The 15,071-nt window shown below is 61.4% G+C and carries 13 protein-coding genes and 2 pseudogenes; 11 read left to right on the forward strand and 4 right to left on the reverse strand.

The genetic code is table 11. The features are described from left to right. Nucleotides 1-76: 76 nt before the first annotated feature. The 6 genes from CFBP5499_RS07520 to CFBP5499_RS07545 all read left to right on the forward strand — a co-directional run bounded on the left by CFBP5499_RS07520 (nt 77) and on the right by CFBP5499_RS07545 (nt 7,106). Complete coding sequence (locus tag CFBP5499_RS07520; RefSeq protein ID WP_233284185.1) at nt 77-1,936, forward strand: peptidyl-prolyl cis-trans isomerase; 1,860 nt, start codon at nt 77-79, stop codon at nt 1,934-1,936. 14 nt (nt 1,937-1,950) lie between these two features. After that, a complete protein-coding gene (trpD, locus tag CFBP5499_RS07525) occupies nt 1,951-2,979 on the forward strand; it encodes an anthranilate phosphoribosyltransferase (RefSeq protein WP_080824988.1) in 1,029 nt (342 codons plus the stop codon). Nucleotides 2,980-2,989: 10 nt separating this feature from the next. Further along, nucleotides 2,990-3,805 (forward strand): indole-3-glycerol phosphate synthase TrpC, encoded by an 816-nt coding sequence (gene trpC / locus CFBP5499_RS07530; RefSeq protein ID WP_080824987.1) that lies wholly within the window; start codon nt 2,990-2,992, stop codon nt 3,803-3,805. A 7-nt stretch (nt 3,806-3,812) separates the two neighbouring features. Further along, nucleotides 3,813-4,319, forward strand: a complete 507-nt coding sequence (gene moaC / locus CFBP5499_RS07535) for a cyclic pyranopterin monophosphate synthase MoaC (protein ID WP_080824986.1) — start codon at nt 3,813-3,815, stop codon at nt 4,317-4,319. Then, nucleotides 4,320-5,537: a gephyrin-like molybdotransferase Glp gene (gene glp, locus CFBP5499_RS07540; RefSeq protein WP_080824985.1), complete on the forward strand. Its 1,218-nt coding sequence runs from the start codon at nt 4,320-4,322 to the stop codon at nt 5,535-5,537. 498 nt (nt 5,538-6,035) lie between these two features. Then, nucleotides 6,036-7,106, forward strand: a complete 1,071-nt coding sequence (locus CFBP5499_RS07545) for a GGDEF domain-containing protein (RefSeq protein WP_080824984.1) — start codon at nt 6,036-6,038, stop codon at nt 7,104-7,106. A 40-nt stretch (nt 7,107-7,146) separates the two neighbouring features. On the opposite strand, the gene CFBP5499_RS07550 is transcribed toward CFBP5499_RS07545, so the two are convergent. The 3 genes from CFBP5499_RS07550 to CFBP5499_RS07565 form a co-directional block, all read right to left on the reverse strand. Further along, a complete protein-coding gene (locus CFBP5499_RS07550; protein WP_080824983.1) occupies nt 7,147-7,755 on the reverse strand; it encodes a pyridoxamine 5'-phosphate oxidase family protein in 609 nt (202 codons plus the stop codon). Nucleotides 7,756-7,806: 51 nt separating this feature from the next. Beyond that, nucleotides 7,807-9,618, reverse strand: a complete 1,812-nt coding sequence (locus tag CFBP5499_RS07555; RefSeq protein ID WP_080824982.1) for a monovalent cation:proton antiporter-2 (CPA2) family protein — start codon at nt 9,616-9,618, stop codon at nt 7,807-7,809. A 288-nt stretch (nt 9,619-9,906) separates the two neighbouring features. Then, on the reverse strand, nt 9,907-10,275 hold the full coding sequence (locus CFBP5499_RS07565; protein ID WP_080824981.1) for a gamma-butyrobetaine hydroxylase-like domain-containing protein: 369 nt from the start codon (nt 10,273-10,275) through the stop codon (nt 9,907-9,909). A 132-nt stretch (nt 10,276-10,407) separates the two neighbouring features. Here CFBP5499_RS07565 and moaA point away from each other — a divergent pair, with 132 nt between their 5' ends. Continuing rightward, the gene (gene moaA / locus CFBP5499_RS07570) at nt 10,408-11,457 is read left to right on the forward strand and encodes a GTP 3',8-cyclase MoaA (protein ID WP_080824980.1); all 1,050 of its coding nucleotides are present in this window, start codon (nt 10,408-10,410) and stop codon (nt 11,455-11,457) included. Nucleotides 11,458-11,674: 217 nt separating this feature from the next. Continuing rightward, a pseudogene (locus CFBP5499_RS07575) lies at nt 11,675-12,394 on the forward strand (DMT family transporter); the annotation flags it as partial. A gap of 101 nt (nt 12,395-12,495) precedes the next feature. On the opposite strand, the pseudogene CFBP5499_RS30875 reads toward CFBP5499_RS07575, so the two are convergent. After that, a pseudogene (locus tag CFBP5499_RS30875) lies at nt 12,496-12,582 on the reverse strand (hypothetical protein); the annotation flags it as partial. 14 nt (nt 12,583-12,596) lie between these two features. On the opposite strand from CFBP5499_RS30875, the gene CFBP5499_RS07580 reads away from it, so the two are divergent. Genes CFBP5499_RS07580 through mobB form a run of 3 tightly spaced genes read left to right on the forward strand, consistent with a single transcriptional unit; the run spans nt 12,597 to nt 14,961 of the window. After that, a complete protein-coding gene (locus CFBP5499_RS07580; protein ID WP_080824978.1) occupies nt 12,597-13,796 on the forward strand; it encodes a multidrug effflux MFS transporter in 1,200 nt (399 codons plus the stop codon). Next, entirely contained in the window at nt 13,793-14,449 is a 657-nt protein-coding gene (mobA, locus tag CFBP5499_RS07585; protein WP_080824977.1) for a molybdenum cofactor guanylyltransferase MobA, read from the forward strand. Before CFBP5499_RS07580 ends, mobA begins: the two co-directional genes overlap by 4 nt. Then, nucleotides 14,446-14,961: a molybdopterin-guanine dinucleotide biosynthesis protein B gene (gene mobB, locus CFBP5499_RS07590; protein ID WP_080824976.1), complete on the forward strand. Its 516-nt coding sequence runs from the start codon at nt 14,446-14,448 to the stop codon at nt 14,959-14,961. The genes mobA and mobB overlap by 4 nt, the downstream gene beginning before the upstream one ends. The last annotated feature ends 110 nt before the right edge of the window (nt 14,962-15,071 follow it).

The following is a 15,071-nucleotide window of genomic DNA, read 5'->3' on the forward strand; positions in this document are numbered from 1 at the left end:
CAGCCGGCGACCGCAACGACGTTCCTGTGAGGTTTGCATAACGATGCTCGATTCCCTGAGAAATGCTTCTCGAACCATGGCAGCCAAGCTGCTGCTTCTCCTGCTTGTTGTTTCGTTTGGCGTCTGGGGCGTCTCCGCATCGCTTGTCACCGCCAATTCCCACGCCGTCATGACGGTGGGCGACCAGACGGTCAGCCCGCAGGAATTCCGCCTTGCCTATCAGCGCCAGATTTCCGATCTCAGCCGCCAGTTCGGCACAAGGCTGACGACCGAACAGGCCAAGGCCTTCGGCATCGACCGCCAGGTTTTCAGCCAGCTTGCGGCAGGGGCATCGCTTGACGAGCTTGCATCCAAGATGAATCTCGGCCTTTCGGAAGATCGCCTTGCCAAGCTCATTGCCGAAGACCCGGCCTTCAAGTCGGTCAACGGCCAGTTCGACCGTAATCTCTTCAGCGAGCGCCTGCGCAATTCCGGTTTCCGTGAAGATGACTATATCAAGGAACGCAGCAAGGTTGCCGTCCGAAGCCAGATCGTAGAAGCCGTCTCCGATGGTTTTGCCGCACCGCAGGTGCTGGTGGATGCGCTGAAGCAGTATCGCAACGAACAGCGCGCCGTCGATTACGTCATTCTCTCCAACGCCGTCATCCCGCCGGTCAAGGCACCGGGCGACGACGTGCTCACGCCGTGGTTCGAAACCAACAAGTCGAAGTACCGCGCGCCGGAGTTCCGCAAGTTCACCTATGTGAAGCTGGAACCGTCTGACATCGCCGAGCCCGCTTCGGTAACGGACGCGCAGATCACCGATTATTATAACAGCCACAAGGACAGCTTCCGCACCGCCGGCCGCCGCACCGTGGAGCAGCTGACCTTCCCGGACAAGGAAATGGCCGCCGCTGCCGCCGAGCAGATCAGGCTCGGCAACACAACCTATGACCAGGTGGTGAAGGATCAGGGCAAGACCGCTTCCGACGTCACCCTCGGCGAATTCACCAAGGATACCCTCCCCGACCAGTCGATTGCCGATGCTGCCTTCGCCATCCAGAAGGATGGCGGCGTATCGCCGGTGGTTGAAGGTTCCTTCGGCCCGATCCTTCTGCGCGTCACCGGCATCAAACCGGAAACCACCCGCACGCTTGACGAAGCGAAGGACGATATCCGCAAGGACCTCGCAACCGCGGCCGCGGCTGAGGAAGTCACGAACGTCCACGATCGCTACGAAGACCTGCGCGCCGGTGGCTCCTCGCTTTCTGATGCCGCCAAGCAGCTCAACCTGAAGCCCGTCACCATTGACGCCATCGATGCCGCCGGCCTCAATGAAAAGGGCGATGCGATTGAGGGCCTGCCCTCACCGCAGCTGGCGCAGGAAGTCTTCAAGACCGAACCCAGCACCGAAGCCCTGCCAATCAATCTCGGCCGTGAAGGTTATATCTGGTTCGACGTCGAGCAGATCATCCCCGCCCGCGACCGTACGCTTGCCGAAGTCCGCGACGACGTCGTGGCCGACTGGACGGCGGAGCAGCAGCGCACCGCGCTTGCCGCCAAGGCCGACGAGCTGAAAGCCCGGGTTGAAAAGGGCGAAACGCTGGAAGCCGTCGCCGGTGAGCTGAGCCTTGCGGTCGAGCAGAAATCCGGCCTTCGCCGCACCAGCGAGGATGCGATTTTCGGCCGCCAGACGATCGCCGCCGTCTTCTCGGGCGCCGAAGGCGTGGTCGGCACCGCGGCCGATGCCGATGGTTCCAGCCGTATCCTCTTCAAGGTCACCTCGGTTGACACCAATGCGCCTGCAGACGCGCTTGCCAATGACGACCAGCAGTTTGCCGCCATTGCCCGCGCCGCCGGCGACGACATGCTGGACCAGATGGTCAACCGTCTGCAGAATGATTATGGTGTGACCATCAATCAGGCCCTCGCCGATCAGGCGATGGTCGGTTTCTAACCGGGGGGCGAGAAATGGCCGAACTGAAGCCGCTGATCGCCAAGGTCGCGAACGGAGAAAGCCTGAACCGCGACGATGCGCGCACGGCTTTCGACATTCTGATGTCGGGCGAAGCCACCCCGTCGCAGATCGGCGGTTTCCTGATGGCGCTGCGTGTGCGTGGCGAAACGGTCGACGAAATCGTCGGCGCGGTTTCTTCCATGCGCGCCCGCATGCTGCCAGTTTCGGCCCCCGCCAATGCCATCGATATCGTCGGAACCGGCGGTGATGGCATCGGCACCTACAACATCTCGACGCTGGCCTCGATTATCACCGCCGGCACAGGCCTGCCGGTCGCCAAGCACGGTAACCGGGCGCTGAGCTCCAAATCCGGCACGGCCGATGCGCTGTCCGCGCTGGGCGTAAGGCTCGATATCGGCCCCGATCTCATCGCCCGCTGCATCAGCGAGGCCGGCCTCGGTTTCATGTTCGCGCAGATGCACCATTCCGCCATGCGCCATGTCGGCCCGAGCCGCGTCGAACTCGGCACACGCACCATCTTCAATCTGCTCGGCCCCCTTTCCAATCCGGCCGGTGCCAAACGTCAGTTGCTCGGGGTCTTTTCGCCACGCTGGCTGGTGCCGCTTGCCGAAGTGCTGCGCGATCTCGGTTCGGAAAGCATCTGGGTCGTCCACGGCGACGGCATGGATGAAGTCACCACCACGGGCGTCACTCATGTGGCTGCCCTGGAAGACGGCAAAATCCGCACCTTCGACCTGACTCCGAAAGATTTTGGCGTCGAGCCGGCACAGATGAACGACCTCAAGGGCGGCGATGGCATTGCCAATGCAGCGGCGCTGCGTGAGGTTCTCTCCGGCCAGCGCAACGCCTATCGTGACATATCGCTGTGCAACGCGGCTGCGGCTCTGGTCATTGCCGGCAAGGCGGAGACGCTGAGCCAGGCCATGACGATTGCCAGCGATGCGCTTGACAGCGGCAAGGCCGCCGCCGCACTCGACCGTCTGGTCGCCGTATCCAACGAAGCCAATTCAGGGCAGGAATGAGAGCGAGACCATGAGCGACATTCTCAAGAAGATCGAGACCTACAAGCTCGAGGAAATCGCCGCCGCCAAGGCGAAGGTTTCGCTGGCCGATCTGAAGGCCATGGCTGCAGAACAGAGCGCGCCGCGCGGTTTTTACCGGGCGCTTCGGGCGAAACAGGCTGAAGGCAAGTTCGGCCTCATCGCCGAAATCAAGAAGGCCAGCCCCTCCAAGGGCCTCATCCGTCCCGATTTCGACCCGCCCGCGCTGGCCGCCGCTTATGAGGCGGGTGGCGCTGCCTGTCTCTCGGTCCTGACGGATACGCCGAGCTTTCAGGGCGCACCGGAATTCCTGACCGCCGCCCGCAATGCCTGCGCTCTGCCGGCCCTGCGCAAGGATTTCATGTTCGATACCTATCAGGTGCATGAAGCCCGCGCCTGGGGCGCGGATTGCATTCTCCTCATCATGGCCTCGCTGTCCGATGACGAGGCAAAACGCCTCGAGGACGAAGCTTTCGCGCTTGGCATGGATGTGCTGATCGAAGTGCACGATGAGGAAGAAACGGAACGGGCGCTCAAGCTCGACTCGCCGCTTCTCGGTATCAACAACCGTAATCTCCGCACCTTCGAGGTCGGCCTCGAAACCAGCGAGAAACTGGCGGGCCTCGTGCCGGCCGACAAGCTGCTGGTCGGCGAAAGCGGCATCTTCACCTTCGAGGACTGCAAGCGTCTTGAAAAAAACGGCATCAGCACCTTCCTCGTCGGCGAAAGCCTGATGCGCAAGGATGATGTGACGGCGGCCACCAAGGCGCTGCTGACCGGCCAGTCCGGCATTCTGGCGGCGGAATAAAACGCCAATGAGCGATGGCCAAAAGCTCACCCATATCGATGCAAGCGGCGAAGCACATATGGTCGATGTCGGTGACAAGGCCGAAACCGTCCGTGTCGCCGTTGCCGAAGGCTTCGTGAAGATGAAGCCGGAAACGCTGGCGCTCATCCGCGACGGCAATGCCAAGAAGGGTGACGTCATCGGCACCGCGCGCCTCGCCGGCATCATGGCCGCCAAGCAGACGGCCAGTCTCATTCCGCTCTGCCACCCGCTGATGCTGACCAAGGTTGCGGTGGACATCACCGAAGACGCCGCCCTGCCCGGCCTGCGGGTCGAGGCCATGGTGAAACTATCAGGCAAGACCGGCGTGGAAATGGAAGCGCTGACCGCCGTCTCCATCGCCTGCCTGACGATCTATGACATGGCGAAAGCCGCCGACAAGGCGATGGAAATCGTCAACATCCGCCTTCTCGAAAAGAGCGGCGGCAAATCCGGTGATTTCAAAGCTGGCGATTTCGGGCGACAGGAGAGCTGAATGAAACCGCTGCTGCCCGTGGACGAGGCCATCACACGCCTTCTGGAAGCAGCGGTTCCGGTAACGGACAGCGAGACCCTGCCGCTTGCCGAATGCGATGGCCGCGTTCTCGCGACCGATCTGGTCGCACGTCTTACCCAGCCTCCCTTCGATGCCTCCGCCATGGACGGTTATGCGCTGCGCAGCGCCGACGGGGCGGAGATCGGCTCGGTCCTCACCGTCATCGGTCAATCCGCCGCCGGCCATGCTTTTGCCGGCACGGTGGGAGTAGATGAAGCGGTGCGCATCTTCACCGGTGCACCCGTGCCTGAGGGTGCCGATACAGTTCTCATTCAAGAAGATGCCGAAGTGATAGAGGGCGGAAAAATTCGCACCGCCTTCGCTGTCACCGCCGGGAGACATATCCGCCCGCGCGGGCAGGATTTCACTGAAGGCGAAACGGTTCTGGAAGCCGGCCGCCAACTCGGCTTTACCAACCTGACGCTGGCGGCGGCGATGAACCACGCGGCACTTTCCGTTTATCGCAAGCCGCGCATCGCCATTCTCGCCACCGGTGACGAATTGCTGCCACCGGGAAGCGCGCCGCAACCCGCGCAGATCATCGCCTCCAACACGTTCGGCGTCGCCGCACTGGCCCGGCAGGCGGGTGCGGAGGTTATCGATCTCGGTATCATCCCCGATGACGACAGCCTCATCCGCGCCGCCATCGGCAAGGCCGTTGCGGCCGGGGTGGATGTGCTGGTGACGCTTGGCGGCGCTTCCGTCGGCGACCATGATCTCGTGCAGGCGGCTCTGAAGGCGGAAGGCATGCAGCTTGATTTCTGGCGCATCGCCATGCGGCCCGGAAAACCGCTGATGGTCGGCGCCATCGGCAGCACGCAGGTTCTCGGCCTGCCCGGAAACCCGGTCGCAAGCCTCGTCTGCGGCCTGCTTTTCCTGGAGCCGCTGATCCGCAGGATCGCCCGCCGTGCGCCGCCGGAGCGCAGCACGACAGCCCGCACCGCGACGCCGCTGAAAGCCAATGACCACCGGCAGGACTATCTGCGCGCCCGTCTCAGCACGGACGAAAACGGTGCGCTGGTGGCGGAAGCCTATGCGAAGCAGGATTCATCCATGATGAAGATATTGGCCCATTCCGATGGCCTGATCGTGCGCCCGCCGCACGCGCCGGAGGCAGCGCCCGGAGCGACGTGCCCGGTCATACGGCTGAAGCCCTGACAGGCAGCGGGCCGGTTTTCGACCCGCAATGGACAGGCCCTTTTCAAATCTTGCCGAATGGTTGCCATGCCGTCACAAAACGGCATAGGCGCTGGCCGCATGGCATGGGAACCACAGATAAAACTATAGAATTCCTGTATCTCGACACGAATGATAAAAAGAACCGCCTGAAAGCGGAGTCCCGTTGAATTCAAAATTCGTCATCTCTCTCCGTCATCGCGGAACCTTCCCGCATTGTTGTGCCAAAATAAATCAGACGAATCCCGTTATTGGGATTGACAGAATAAATGCGATACTGGCACCAAGACAAACAGTAGAGACAAAAACTACGGAAATCCTACAAAATGAAAATTACTTATTATTATCAATTAAATAAGATAAAAAGCGACAAAAAAGAAGTTTCATGGAACAAAAATTAGTTTTCCATAAATTAAGCTTTCCAAAACAGCTCTCATAATAATAATCATAGTCGATAAGCAGACTCACTGGAGTTTCTTGATGAACACGGCATCCACGCCCAAAACCACGGGGCCCGACATTGCCGGGCAGATTGCCTATGCCATGCGGAGCATGGGTGTTTCACCGATACCGCGCAACTACAGCCTGTTCTACGAAGCCTATATCGGATCAAACCCGGCGCTCACGAAAGATCTAGCGGCGCTGGGCAACCGGGTCACGCAGGAGGATCTGGACGAGCTGTCATCGCGTTACGGCGAAGGCAATCCCAACCGCTCCATCGACGACGCCCAGGACAAACTGCGGCGCGAGCTGGAGGCGCTGCTGGGCACGCTGAAGCGCGAACAATCCTCCATTGAGAACTACAACCGCATTCTCGGCGAAACGCGCCAGCGCATCGACGACAAGAACGCCGCCAGCAACAATATCCTGAGAAATGCGATCTCGCTGCTGGCCGAGGCCACGGGATCGAAAATCATCGATGGCGAAAAGACGTTCAACGACGTCAACCGCCATGCCGAGGAAATGCATCAGGTCCGCCTTGAGCTCGATGAATACAAGCGCATCGCCAATACGGATTCGCTGACGCGCCTCTCCAACCGGCGCGCTTTCGACGACCGGCTGGCGTCGATCTATGACAGCTCCATCGGGCTGCAATATACCACGCTCGTCCTTCTGGATATCGATCACTTCAAGCGCATCAACGACACGTTCGGCCATCCGGTTGGCGACAAGATCCTCGCCACCGTCGCGTCCGTCATCCGCGCCAATGTGCGCAAGGATGGTTTCGTCGCCCGAAGCGGCGGCGAGGAATTCGCCATCATTCTCGATGGTAACACACCGGAAGAGGTGATGGTGATGTGCGAACGCATCCGCCTGTCACTGGAAAGCACGCCCTTCCGCAATTCGAGATCAGGCGCCGATTACGGCACGGTCACCATCTCGATCGGCTTCGCCTCCGCCGCACGGGCCACAAATCCGAGCGAGCTTTACGGCCATGCCGATACGGCGCTCTACCACGCCAAGGAAACCGGCCGGAACCGTTCCGTCTTTTACGAGGACGGCATGCAGAACAATTATACCGGCAAGAACTGGCTGATTTATCGGACGTAAGAAGGATGGCGGCTAGGAAGCATCAAATGTAATGCTCTCCTCACCACATCGTCTTTGCCGCCCGCACCGGCCATTCCCGGTCATAAGTCTCCTGATCGAACTCCGCCTTCGCCGCCTTGAGCAGCAGGCCGGGTGTCGGAAGCGAGGCAGGGTCGACGAAATTGCCGGGGTTCCACAGTTCCGAGCGCATCAGCGCCCTGGCGCACTGGAAATACACCTCGTTTATCGTCACCACGATAACGGTACGCGGATGTTTGCCGTCCATTTCGAAGCTCTGCAGCAACTCGGCATCGACGGAAACCACGGCGCGGCCATTGATGCGCATCGTCGTATTGGAACCGGGGATCAGGAACATCAGCGCCACCCGCGGGTCACGCACGATGTTCAGAAGCGAATCGACGCGGTTGTTGCCGCGCCAGTCCGGCAACAGCACCGTCCTGTCATCGGCCACCCGCACCACGCCGCCCTTGTCGCCGCGCGGCGAACAGTCCATGCCTTCAGGCCCCACTGTCGCCAGCGCGAGGAAGGGTGATGCCTCGATCATCTGCCGATATTCCGCTGTCAACGCAGCAGTCACCTTGGCGACCGAGGCTTCGCTCGTGCCGTCATAAATGGCCTTCAGTTCCTCAACCGTGCGAATGATGGTCATGTCTGTTCCAATTCTTCGAAATCACCCTGCGCCGCCGAAAGGTGCAATCCCCTACTCTTCCGCCGCTTCCGCCTTTTCCCGTTCTGCCCGCTCGCGTGCGGTGCGGGCGGCGACGAGATCGGCCGGCTGGGCATTGCCGCGGATCAACGAACGGCCGGCATAGATGCCGCCGACGACTTCCATGGCGAAACGCTCCTCGTCGCGGTCGCGGAATTCCTCCACGAGGCGAGCGGCGTCTTCCCGCTCCTCGCCCATGGCGCCCAGCACTTCCTCGCTGAAATTCAGCGCCGATTCCAGCGTCTCGCGAATCTGGTAGTCGACGCCGGCCTTCAGAAGATCGATCGCGTGTCCGCGGTCATAGGCGCGCGCAAGGACGGGAACCAGCGGGAATTCGTGCTTGACGATCTCCGCGATCCGCACAGCTGCTTCCTTGTCATCGACACAGATGAGCACCGCCCGCGCCGTGCTGGCACCCGCCGCATGCAGGATTTCCGCCCGCGAGCCATCGCCATAATAAACCTTGAAGCCGAACTCGGCCGCATCGCGCACGAAGTCTGCATCCTTGTCGATCAGCGACAGCGTGTAACCGCGAGCGAGAAGCGGCTGGCTGACGATCTGGCCGAAACGCCCGAAGCCGATCAGCAGAATGCTGCCCTCGACATTCTCAGGCACGTCGAGATCATCGGTATTGGGAACCGCCGCCGGCACCAGCCGATCATGCAGAATGACCATCAGCGGCGTCAGCACCATGGAGATGATGATGGTCGCCGTCAGGATGGCATTGGCCTCCCGGTCGAGAATGCCGGCGCTGACGGCCGCGGAATAAAGCACGAAAGCGAATTCGCCGCCCTGCGCCATCAGCACCGCCCGCTCAAGGCTCTCACGCCGCGTGGTGCCAAGCGCCCGCGCCACGCCATAGATCAGGAAAGCTTTCAGCAGCATGTAACCCGCAACGCTGACGACCACGAGCTGCCAGTTGGCGGCGATGACGGCAAGGTCGATCGCCATGCCGACGCCCAGAAAAAACAGGCCGAGCAGAATGCCGCGAAACGGCTCGATATCCGCTTCCAGCTGATGGCGGAAGGAGGATTCCGACAGCAGCACGCCGGCCAGAAAGGCTCCCATGGCCATGGAAAGCCCGCTGACCTGCATCAAAAGAGCCGACCCCAGCACCACCAGCAAAGCCGCGGCCGTCATCACCTCGCGCGCGCCGGAGGCCGCCAGCAGGCGGAAGAACGGGTTCAGCAGATAACGCCCGGCGAGGATGAGCGCACCGACGGCAGCAAGGGCGATGCCAATCGAAAGCCAGCGCTCCGAGGCGGCCACATGCTCCCCACCCGAACCGAGAAAAGCGACAAGCGCCAGAAGCGGCACGATGGCGAGGTCCTCGAACAAGAGGATCGCGATGATGCGCTGACCTTTCAGGCTCGACATGCTGTTGCGTTCCTGCAGCATCTGCATGACGATCGCCGTCGAGGTCAGGACGAAACCCGTACCGGCGACGAAGGACATGATGACGGGGAAACCAAGGCTGACACCGATCAGCGTCAGGCCGCCCATGCAGACCAGCACCTGTAATGCGCCCAACCCGAAAATATCCTGCCGCATCGACCACAGCCGAGACGGCTGCATTTCAAGGCCGATGATGAACAGGAACATCACCACGCCCAGTTCGGCAATATGCAGGATGGCCTGCGAATCGGAAAAGAAACCGAGACCATAAGGCCCGATCACGAGGCCGGCGGCCAGATAACCCAGCACCGAGCCAAGGCCGATGCGCTTGAAGATCGGCGCAGCCACCACGCCCGCCGCCAAAAGCACGACCACCTGGGCCAGATCATTTCCGTTCGCTTCTACAGCCACACGCCACCCCGCTGAAAATAATAAGACGAGGGTGTTCCCTCCCTCACTTCCTAGCGCATCGGCGTGAAAAGCGAAAACGATTTTCGTCGGGGACAGAGCGAGGATTCAACGGGTTAGTTGCTACCGGTACATGGTGCTTCAGATGTCCTGCGCTCCCTCCCTATTCCTGTGCTTGTCACAGGAATCCAGTCAGCCCAAGTCGTTGGGCTGGAGAAGACTCTTTTTCGCCGCACGGACGTGCGTCGGCTGGATTCCTGTGACAAGCACAGGAATGAGGGAGGTAGGCGCTTACCGGAAGCGCGGCTCCCTGCTCAAGCCCTTCTCCGCAAGCTGCCGCTCATAATCGGCAAACAGCGCGTCGCCGGTTTCACCCAGCTCCTTCAGATATCTCCAGGTGTAGATGCCGCTATCGTGGCCATCGTCAAAAACGATGCGCACCGCGTAATTGCCTGTCGCGACCATGGAGCGGATGGCAACATTGCGTTTTCCGGGCACCGTGACCTTTTGTCCCGGCCCGTGGCCCTGCACTTCCGCCGAGGGAGAAAGCACGCGCAGCATCTCCGCGCCAAGCCGGTAAATGCTTCCATCGTCGAAGGAAACGGTCAATTCACGCCGGTCTTTCGACACAAGCAGCTCGGTCGGCCAGGCATCACTCATTTTTCACTTCCGCACGCTCGTCATATGCGTCAGAATTACGGACTTGCCTCACGATAGGCAAGCCACTACATCACCTGTAGGCCACACATTCGGCCCCGTGTGTCCGGCGCGTGACGCAATGAGGATGGAGACGTGAACGGTTTTTCCGGCTCGCTTGAAAAAGCGAAAACCCTGACGGAAAACAACGCACCGATGGTGGACCCCTTCGGCCGCGCCATCACCTATCTGCGCGTGTCCGTGACCGATCGCTGTGATTTCCGCTGCACCTACTGCATGTCCGAGCACATGACCTTCCTGCCGAAGAAGGATCTGCTGACGCTCGAAGAACTCGACCGGCTCTGTTCCGTCTTCATAACGCGCGGCGTGCGCAAATTGCGGCTGACCGGCGGCGAGCCGCTGGTGCGCAAGAACATCATGTCGCTGGTGAGGAACCTTGGCCGCCATGTACAAAGCGGCGCGCTCGACGAACTGACGCTGACCACCAACGGCTCGCAACTTGCGAAATTCGCAGCCGAACTCGCCGATTGCGGCGTGCGCCGCATCAATGTCTCGCTCGATACGCTCGACCGGGATAAATTCCGCCAGATCACCCGCTGGGGCGATATCGACCGGGTCATGGAAGGGCTTGATGCCGCGCAGGCGGCAGGCATCAAGGTCAAGCTCAACGCGGTGGCGCTGAAGGACTTCAACGATGCCGAAATGCCGGAGCTGATGCGCTTTGCCCATGGCCGCGGCATGGACCTGACGGTCATCGAAACCATGCCGATGGGCGAGATAGAAGAAGACCGCACCGACCGCTATCTGCCGCTCTCGCAGCTGCGCGCCGATCTCGAGCAGAACTTCACCCTTATCGACAGCGATTACCAGACCGGCGGCCCCGCCCGTTACGTAACGGTGAAGGAAACCGGCGGCAGGCTGGGATTCATCACCCCGATGACCCATAATTTCTGCGAAAGCTGCAACCGTGTCCGCCTCACCTGCACCGGCACGCTTTATATGTGCCTCGGCCAGGACGATGCCGCCGATCTGCGCACGGCGCTGCGCGCTTCCGACAGTGACGCCTTTCTTTCCGCCGCCATCGATGAAGCGCTGCTGCGCAAGCCGAAGGGGCATGATTTCATCATCGACCGCACCCACAAGCGCCCCGCCGTCGCCCGCCATATGAGCGTGACCGGCGGCTGAGGGACGGCTGAACTTCTTTCTCGTCCACCCACCCATATAAACGGTTGAATTGCCAGCTCTACCGTGCCACGTCTCTATGCATGGAGGAATGCGTGGTCGTGCCTGAGGGGCTGCCCACATCGCCCGGCAAGGGCGGCGGGATACCGCGCATGGTCTGGGATATTTGGGAATGGCATTGACGGACAATACGCGCGGCGCACTTTTCATGGCGCTGGCAATGGCAAGCTTCACGGCCAACGATGCGCTGACGAAGTCCGTTACCCCCTACATCAACACCGGCCAGATCATGTTCGTGCGCGGCATCATGACCGTGGTGCTGATCTATATCGCCGCGCGGCATTTCGGGGCGCTCCGGCCGCTGAAGACCCTGCTGCGGCCCATCATCATCCTGCGCTGTCTCTGCGAGGTGACAGCCGCCGTTCTTTATCTGACGGCACTCGGCCTCATCGAATTTTCCAACGCATCGGCCATCCTGCAATCCCTGCCGCTGGTGGTGACGCTGGGTGCCGCACTTTTCCTGCGTGAGCCGGTCGGCTGGCGGCGCTGGGTGGCGATCATCGTCGGTTTCATCGGCGTGCTCGTCATCATCAGGCCGGGCCCTGAAGGTTTCACGCCGGGTGCGCTGCTGGTCGTCGCGTCGCTTGCCGTCACCGCCGCGCGTGATCTCTTGACCCGGAAGATGTATGCCGATGTGCCTTCGCTCGCCATCACCGTCATCACCGCCTTCGTCAATATGGCGGTGGGCGGGCTTCTGATCGTACCTTTCGGCGGCTGGCAACCGATGAATTTCACCATCGTGTCGCATCTTGCCGGGTCGGCCATTCTGGTGCTGGTCGGGTATCAGGCCATCATCCTGTCGATGCGCACAGGCGAAATCTCCTTCGTCGCACCGTTCCGTTACACCGGCCTGCTCTGGGGTTTCATGATCGGCGTGTTCTTCTTCAACGAGAAAATCGACAGCTACACCATCATCGGCGCCATGATCGTCATCGGTTCTGGCCTTTATACCTTCTATCGCGAAAGCCTGCGCAAACGTTCTCAGATGGCCAAGCGCGCGGCCGCGACACCCACGGCCGCAACCACGGTGCGGCCGGCTTCCGTTAGGAAAGCTTCCGTAACGGAAGAGGCGGGAGAATGACATGAAGAGCAGCCGTTTCCTCGACCGGACCACCCCGCCCCACATCATTACGCTTGTCGTGATCGCCGGCGTCGCGGCGCTGTGCATGAACCTGTTCCTGCCTTCGCTTTCAGCCATGGCGCTCTATTTCGAGATCGACTACGCCGTGATGCAGTTCGCCGTGTCGGGCTATCTTGCCGCCACCGCCTGCCTGCAGCTCGTCATCGGCCCGCTCTCCGACCTTTTCGGCCGCCGCCCTGTGATGCTGGCGAGCATTGCAATCATGATCGCCGCCACGCTGGTCTGCATGCTGGCGTCCGATATCTCCGTCTTCATGATCGGGCGCGTGGCACAGGCGGCCGTCGTTTCCGGATTCGTGCTCGCCCGCGCCATCGTGCGCGACATGGTGCCGATGGAGCAGGCCGCCTCGATGATAGGCTATGTGACCATGGGCATGTCCGTGGTGCCGATGGTCGGCCCCACCGTCGGCGGCCTGCTGAACGACTTCTCCGGCTGGCAGTCCAGCTTTGCGCTGCTTGCGCTTCTCGGCGCCGGCATTCTGGTGCTCGCCTGGTTCGATCTCGGCGAAACCAATCAAAGCAAGTCGGCGAGCTTTTCGCAGCAGTTCCATGCCTGGCCGGAGCTTCTGCGCTCGCCGCTGTTCTGGGGTTATGCGCTGACCTCGACCTTCTCGTCGGGCATGTTCTTTTCCTTCCTCGGCGGCGCGCCCTTCGTCGGCAGCGTGCTTTACGGGCTGACACCCGCCATGCTTGGCCTGCAGTTCTTTTTCATGGCCAGCGGTTACATGCTCGGCAACTTCGTCTCCGGCCGTTATGCCAGCCAGATCGGCATCAGCAGAATGATGCTCTCGGGCAATGTCATCGCCATCACCGGCATCGTCACGGCCATCGCACTGATCTTGGCCGGGGCGGAAAGCGCCTATGCGTTTTTCGTACCGCTTGCGCTGATCGGCGTTGGCAACGGCGTAACGCTGCCGAGCGCCAATGCCGGCATGGTCAGCGTCCAGCCGCATCTGGCAGGCTCTGCCTCCGGTCTCGGCGGCGCGATGACCATCGGCGGCGGTGCGGCGCTTTCGGTGCTCGCCTCCTCGGTCCTGTCCAAGGAGGACGGAACCTGGCCGCTTCTTCTGGTGATGCTGGCGACCGGCCTTGTCGCCCTTCTCACCACCTATATCGTCAGACTGCAGGAACAGCGGCTATGATCGCCCCTCCCCGAAAAATACCCGGTCTCGTGCCCCCTGGTCTCATATTGGCCGGCGGGCTCTCGCGGCGCATGGGCAGCAACAAGGCGATGGTGACGCTGGGCGATGCGCCGCTGCTGTCCCACGTCATCCGCCGCATCACGCCGCAGGTCTCTGACGTCACCATCAATGCCGCCATGACAGACAAGGGCAACTGGGCCGAGGGTTTCGGCCTGCCGCTTTTGCCCGATACGCTGAACGGCCATGCCGGGCCGCTCGCCGGCGTTCTCGCCGGCATGCGGCATTTCCGCGATCGCGAGGCCGCCGGCAGCCATTTCCTGACCGCGCCCGCCGACAGCCCGTTTTTCCCCGATGATCTCGTGGCGCGGCTTTCCGAGCACCTGTCGGATGATGCGATCATCATCGCCGCCTCCAGCGGCCAGCTTCACCCCGTCTTCGCACTGTGGCCGGTGGCGCTTGCCGACGATCTCGAGGACTGGCTGAAGAACGATGCAAACCGCCGCATCCGTGCCTTCCTCGCCCGCCACGTCACCATCGGCGTGGCCTTCCCGCCGCTGGAAACGACCAAGGGCAGTGTTGACCCGTTCTTCAACATCAACACGCCGGATGAACTGGCTCTGGCGCGAAGCTATCTGGAGAGCATGGAACCATGACGGCGCAGAAGGTCTTCGGCATTGCCGGCTGGAAAAATTCAGGCAAGACCGGTCTTGCGGTGCGCATCGTCACCGAACTGACGGCCCGCGGCTACCGTGTCTCCACCATCAAACACGCCCATCATGATTTCGATATCGACAAGGTCGGCGCCGATAGCTGGCGTCACCGCCAGGCGGGTGCGCACGAGGTCACCATCGTCTCCGGCACCCGCTTCGCGATCATGCATGAGCTGCGCGGCGAACCGGAGCCCTCCTTCGAGGACATCCTCTCCCGCCTTGCCCCCTGCGATCTCGTGCTGATCGAAGGTTACAAATATGAGCCCGTGCCGAAGATCGAGGCGCGTCGGCTGGAAGCGGCCAAGACCGAACCGCTCGCACCGCTCGATCCACATATCATCGCGATTGCCGCAGATCATGAGGTTGCGGGCACAGCGCTGCCGGTTTTTGATCTCGACGATACGGGTGCCATTGCTGATTTCATCGAGAGGACCGTCGGTCTGGTGAGGCGGTAAAGGGTATTGGAACGGGATGGCTTCGGCGCTTAGGCCGCCTTCCCACGTCCGTCATCCAACCAGAGACGGCTCTCGCAGTCGGGCGGCATCCCCAATTCCGTCTTTCCGGC

This window comes from Agrobacterium tumefaciens, from assembly GCF_005221325.1.
Taxonomy (GTDB): Bacteria; Pseudomonadota; Alphaproteobacteria; order Rhizobiales; family Rhizobiaceae; genus Agrobacterium.

Excerpts from the sequence above, each read along its gene's own strand:
- trpC (WP_080824987.1), top strand. The coding sequence starts at position 2,990 with ATGAGCGACATTCTCAAGAAGATCGAGACCTACAAGCTCGAGGAAATC.
- moaC (WP_080824986.1), top strand. The coding sequence starts at position 3,813 with ATGAGCGATGGCCAAAAGCTCACCCATATCGATGCAAGCGGCGAAGCA.
- trpD (WP_080824988.1), top strand. The coding sequence starts at position 1,951 with ATGGCCGAACTGAAGCCGCTGATCGCCAAGGTCGCGAACGGAGAAAGC.
- glp (WP_080824985.1), top strand. The coding sequence starts at position 4,320 with ATGAAACCGCTGCTGCCCGTGGACGAGGCCATCACACGCCTTCTGGAA.
- CFBP5499_RS07545 (WP_080824984.1), top strand. The coding sequence starts at position 6,036 with ATGAACACGGCATCCACGCCCAAAACCACGGGGCCCGACATTGCCGGG.
- CFBP5499_RS07565 (WP_080824981.1), bottom strand. The coding sequence starts at position 10,275 with ATGAGTGATGCCTGGCCGACCGAGCTGCTTGTGTCGAAAGACCGGCGT.
- CFBP5499_RS07520 (WP_233284185.1), top strand. The coding sequence starts at position 77 with ATGGCAGCCAAGCTGCTGCTTCTCCTGCTTGTTGTTTCGTTTGGCGTC.
- mobA (WP_080824977.1), top strand. The coding sequence starts at position 13,793 with ATGATCGCCCCTCCCCGAAAAATACCCGGTCTCGTGCCCCCTGGTCTC.
- mobB (WP_080824976.1), top strand. The coding sequence starts at position 14,446 with ATGACGGCGCAGAAGGTCTTCGGCATTGCCGGCTGGAAAAATTCAGGC.
- CFBP5499_RS07550 (WP_080824983.1), bottom strand. The coding sequence starts at position 7,755 with ATGACCATCATTCGCACGGTTGAGGAACTGAAGGCCATTTATGACGGC.
- CFBP5499_RS07580 (WP_080824978.1), top strand. The coding sequence starts at position 12,597 with ATGAAGAGCAGCCGTTTCCTCGACCGGACCACCCCGCCCCACATCATT.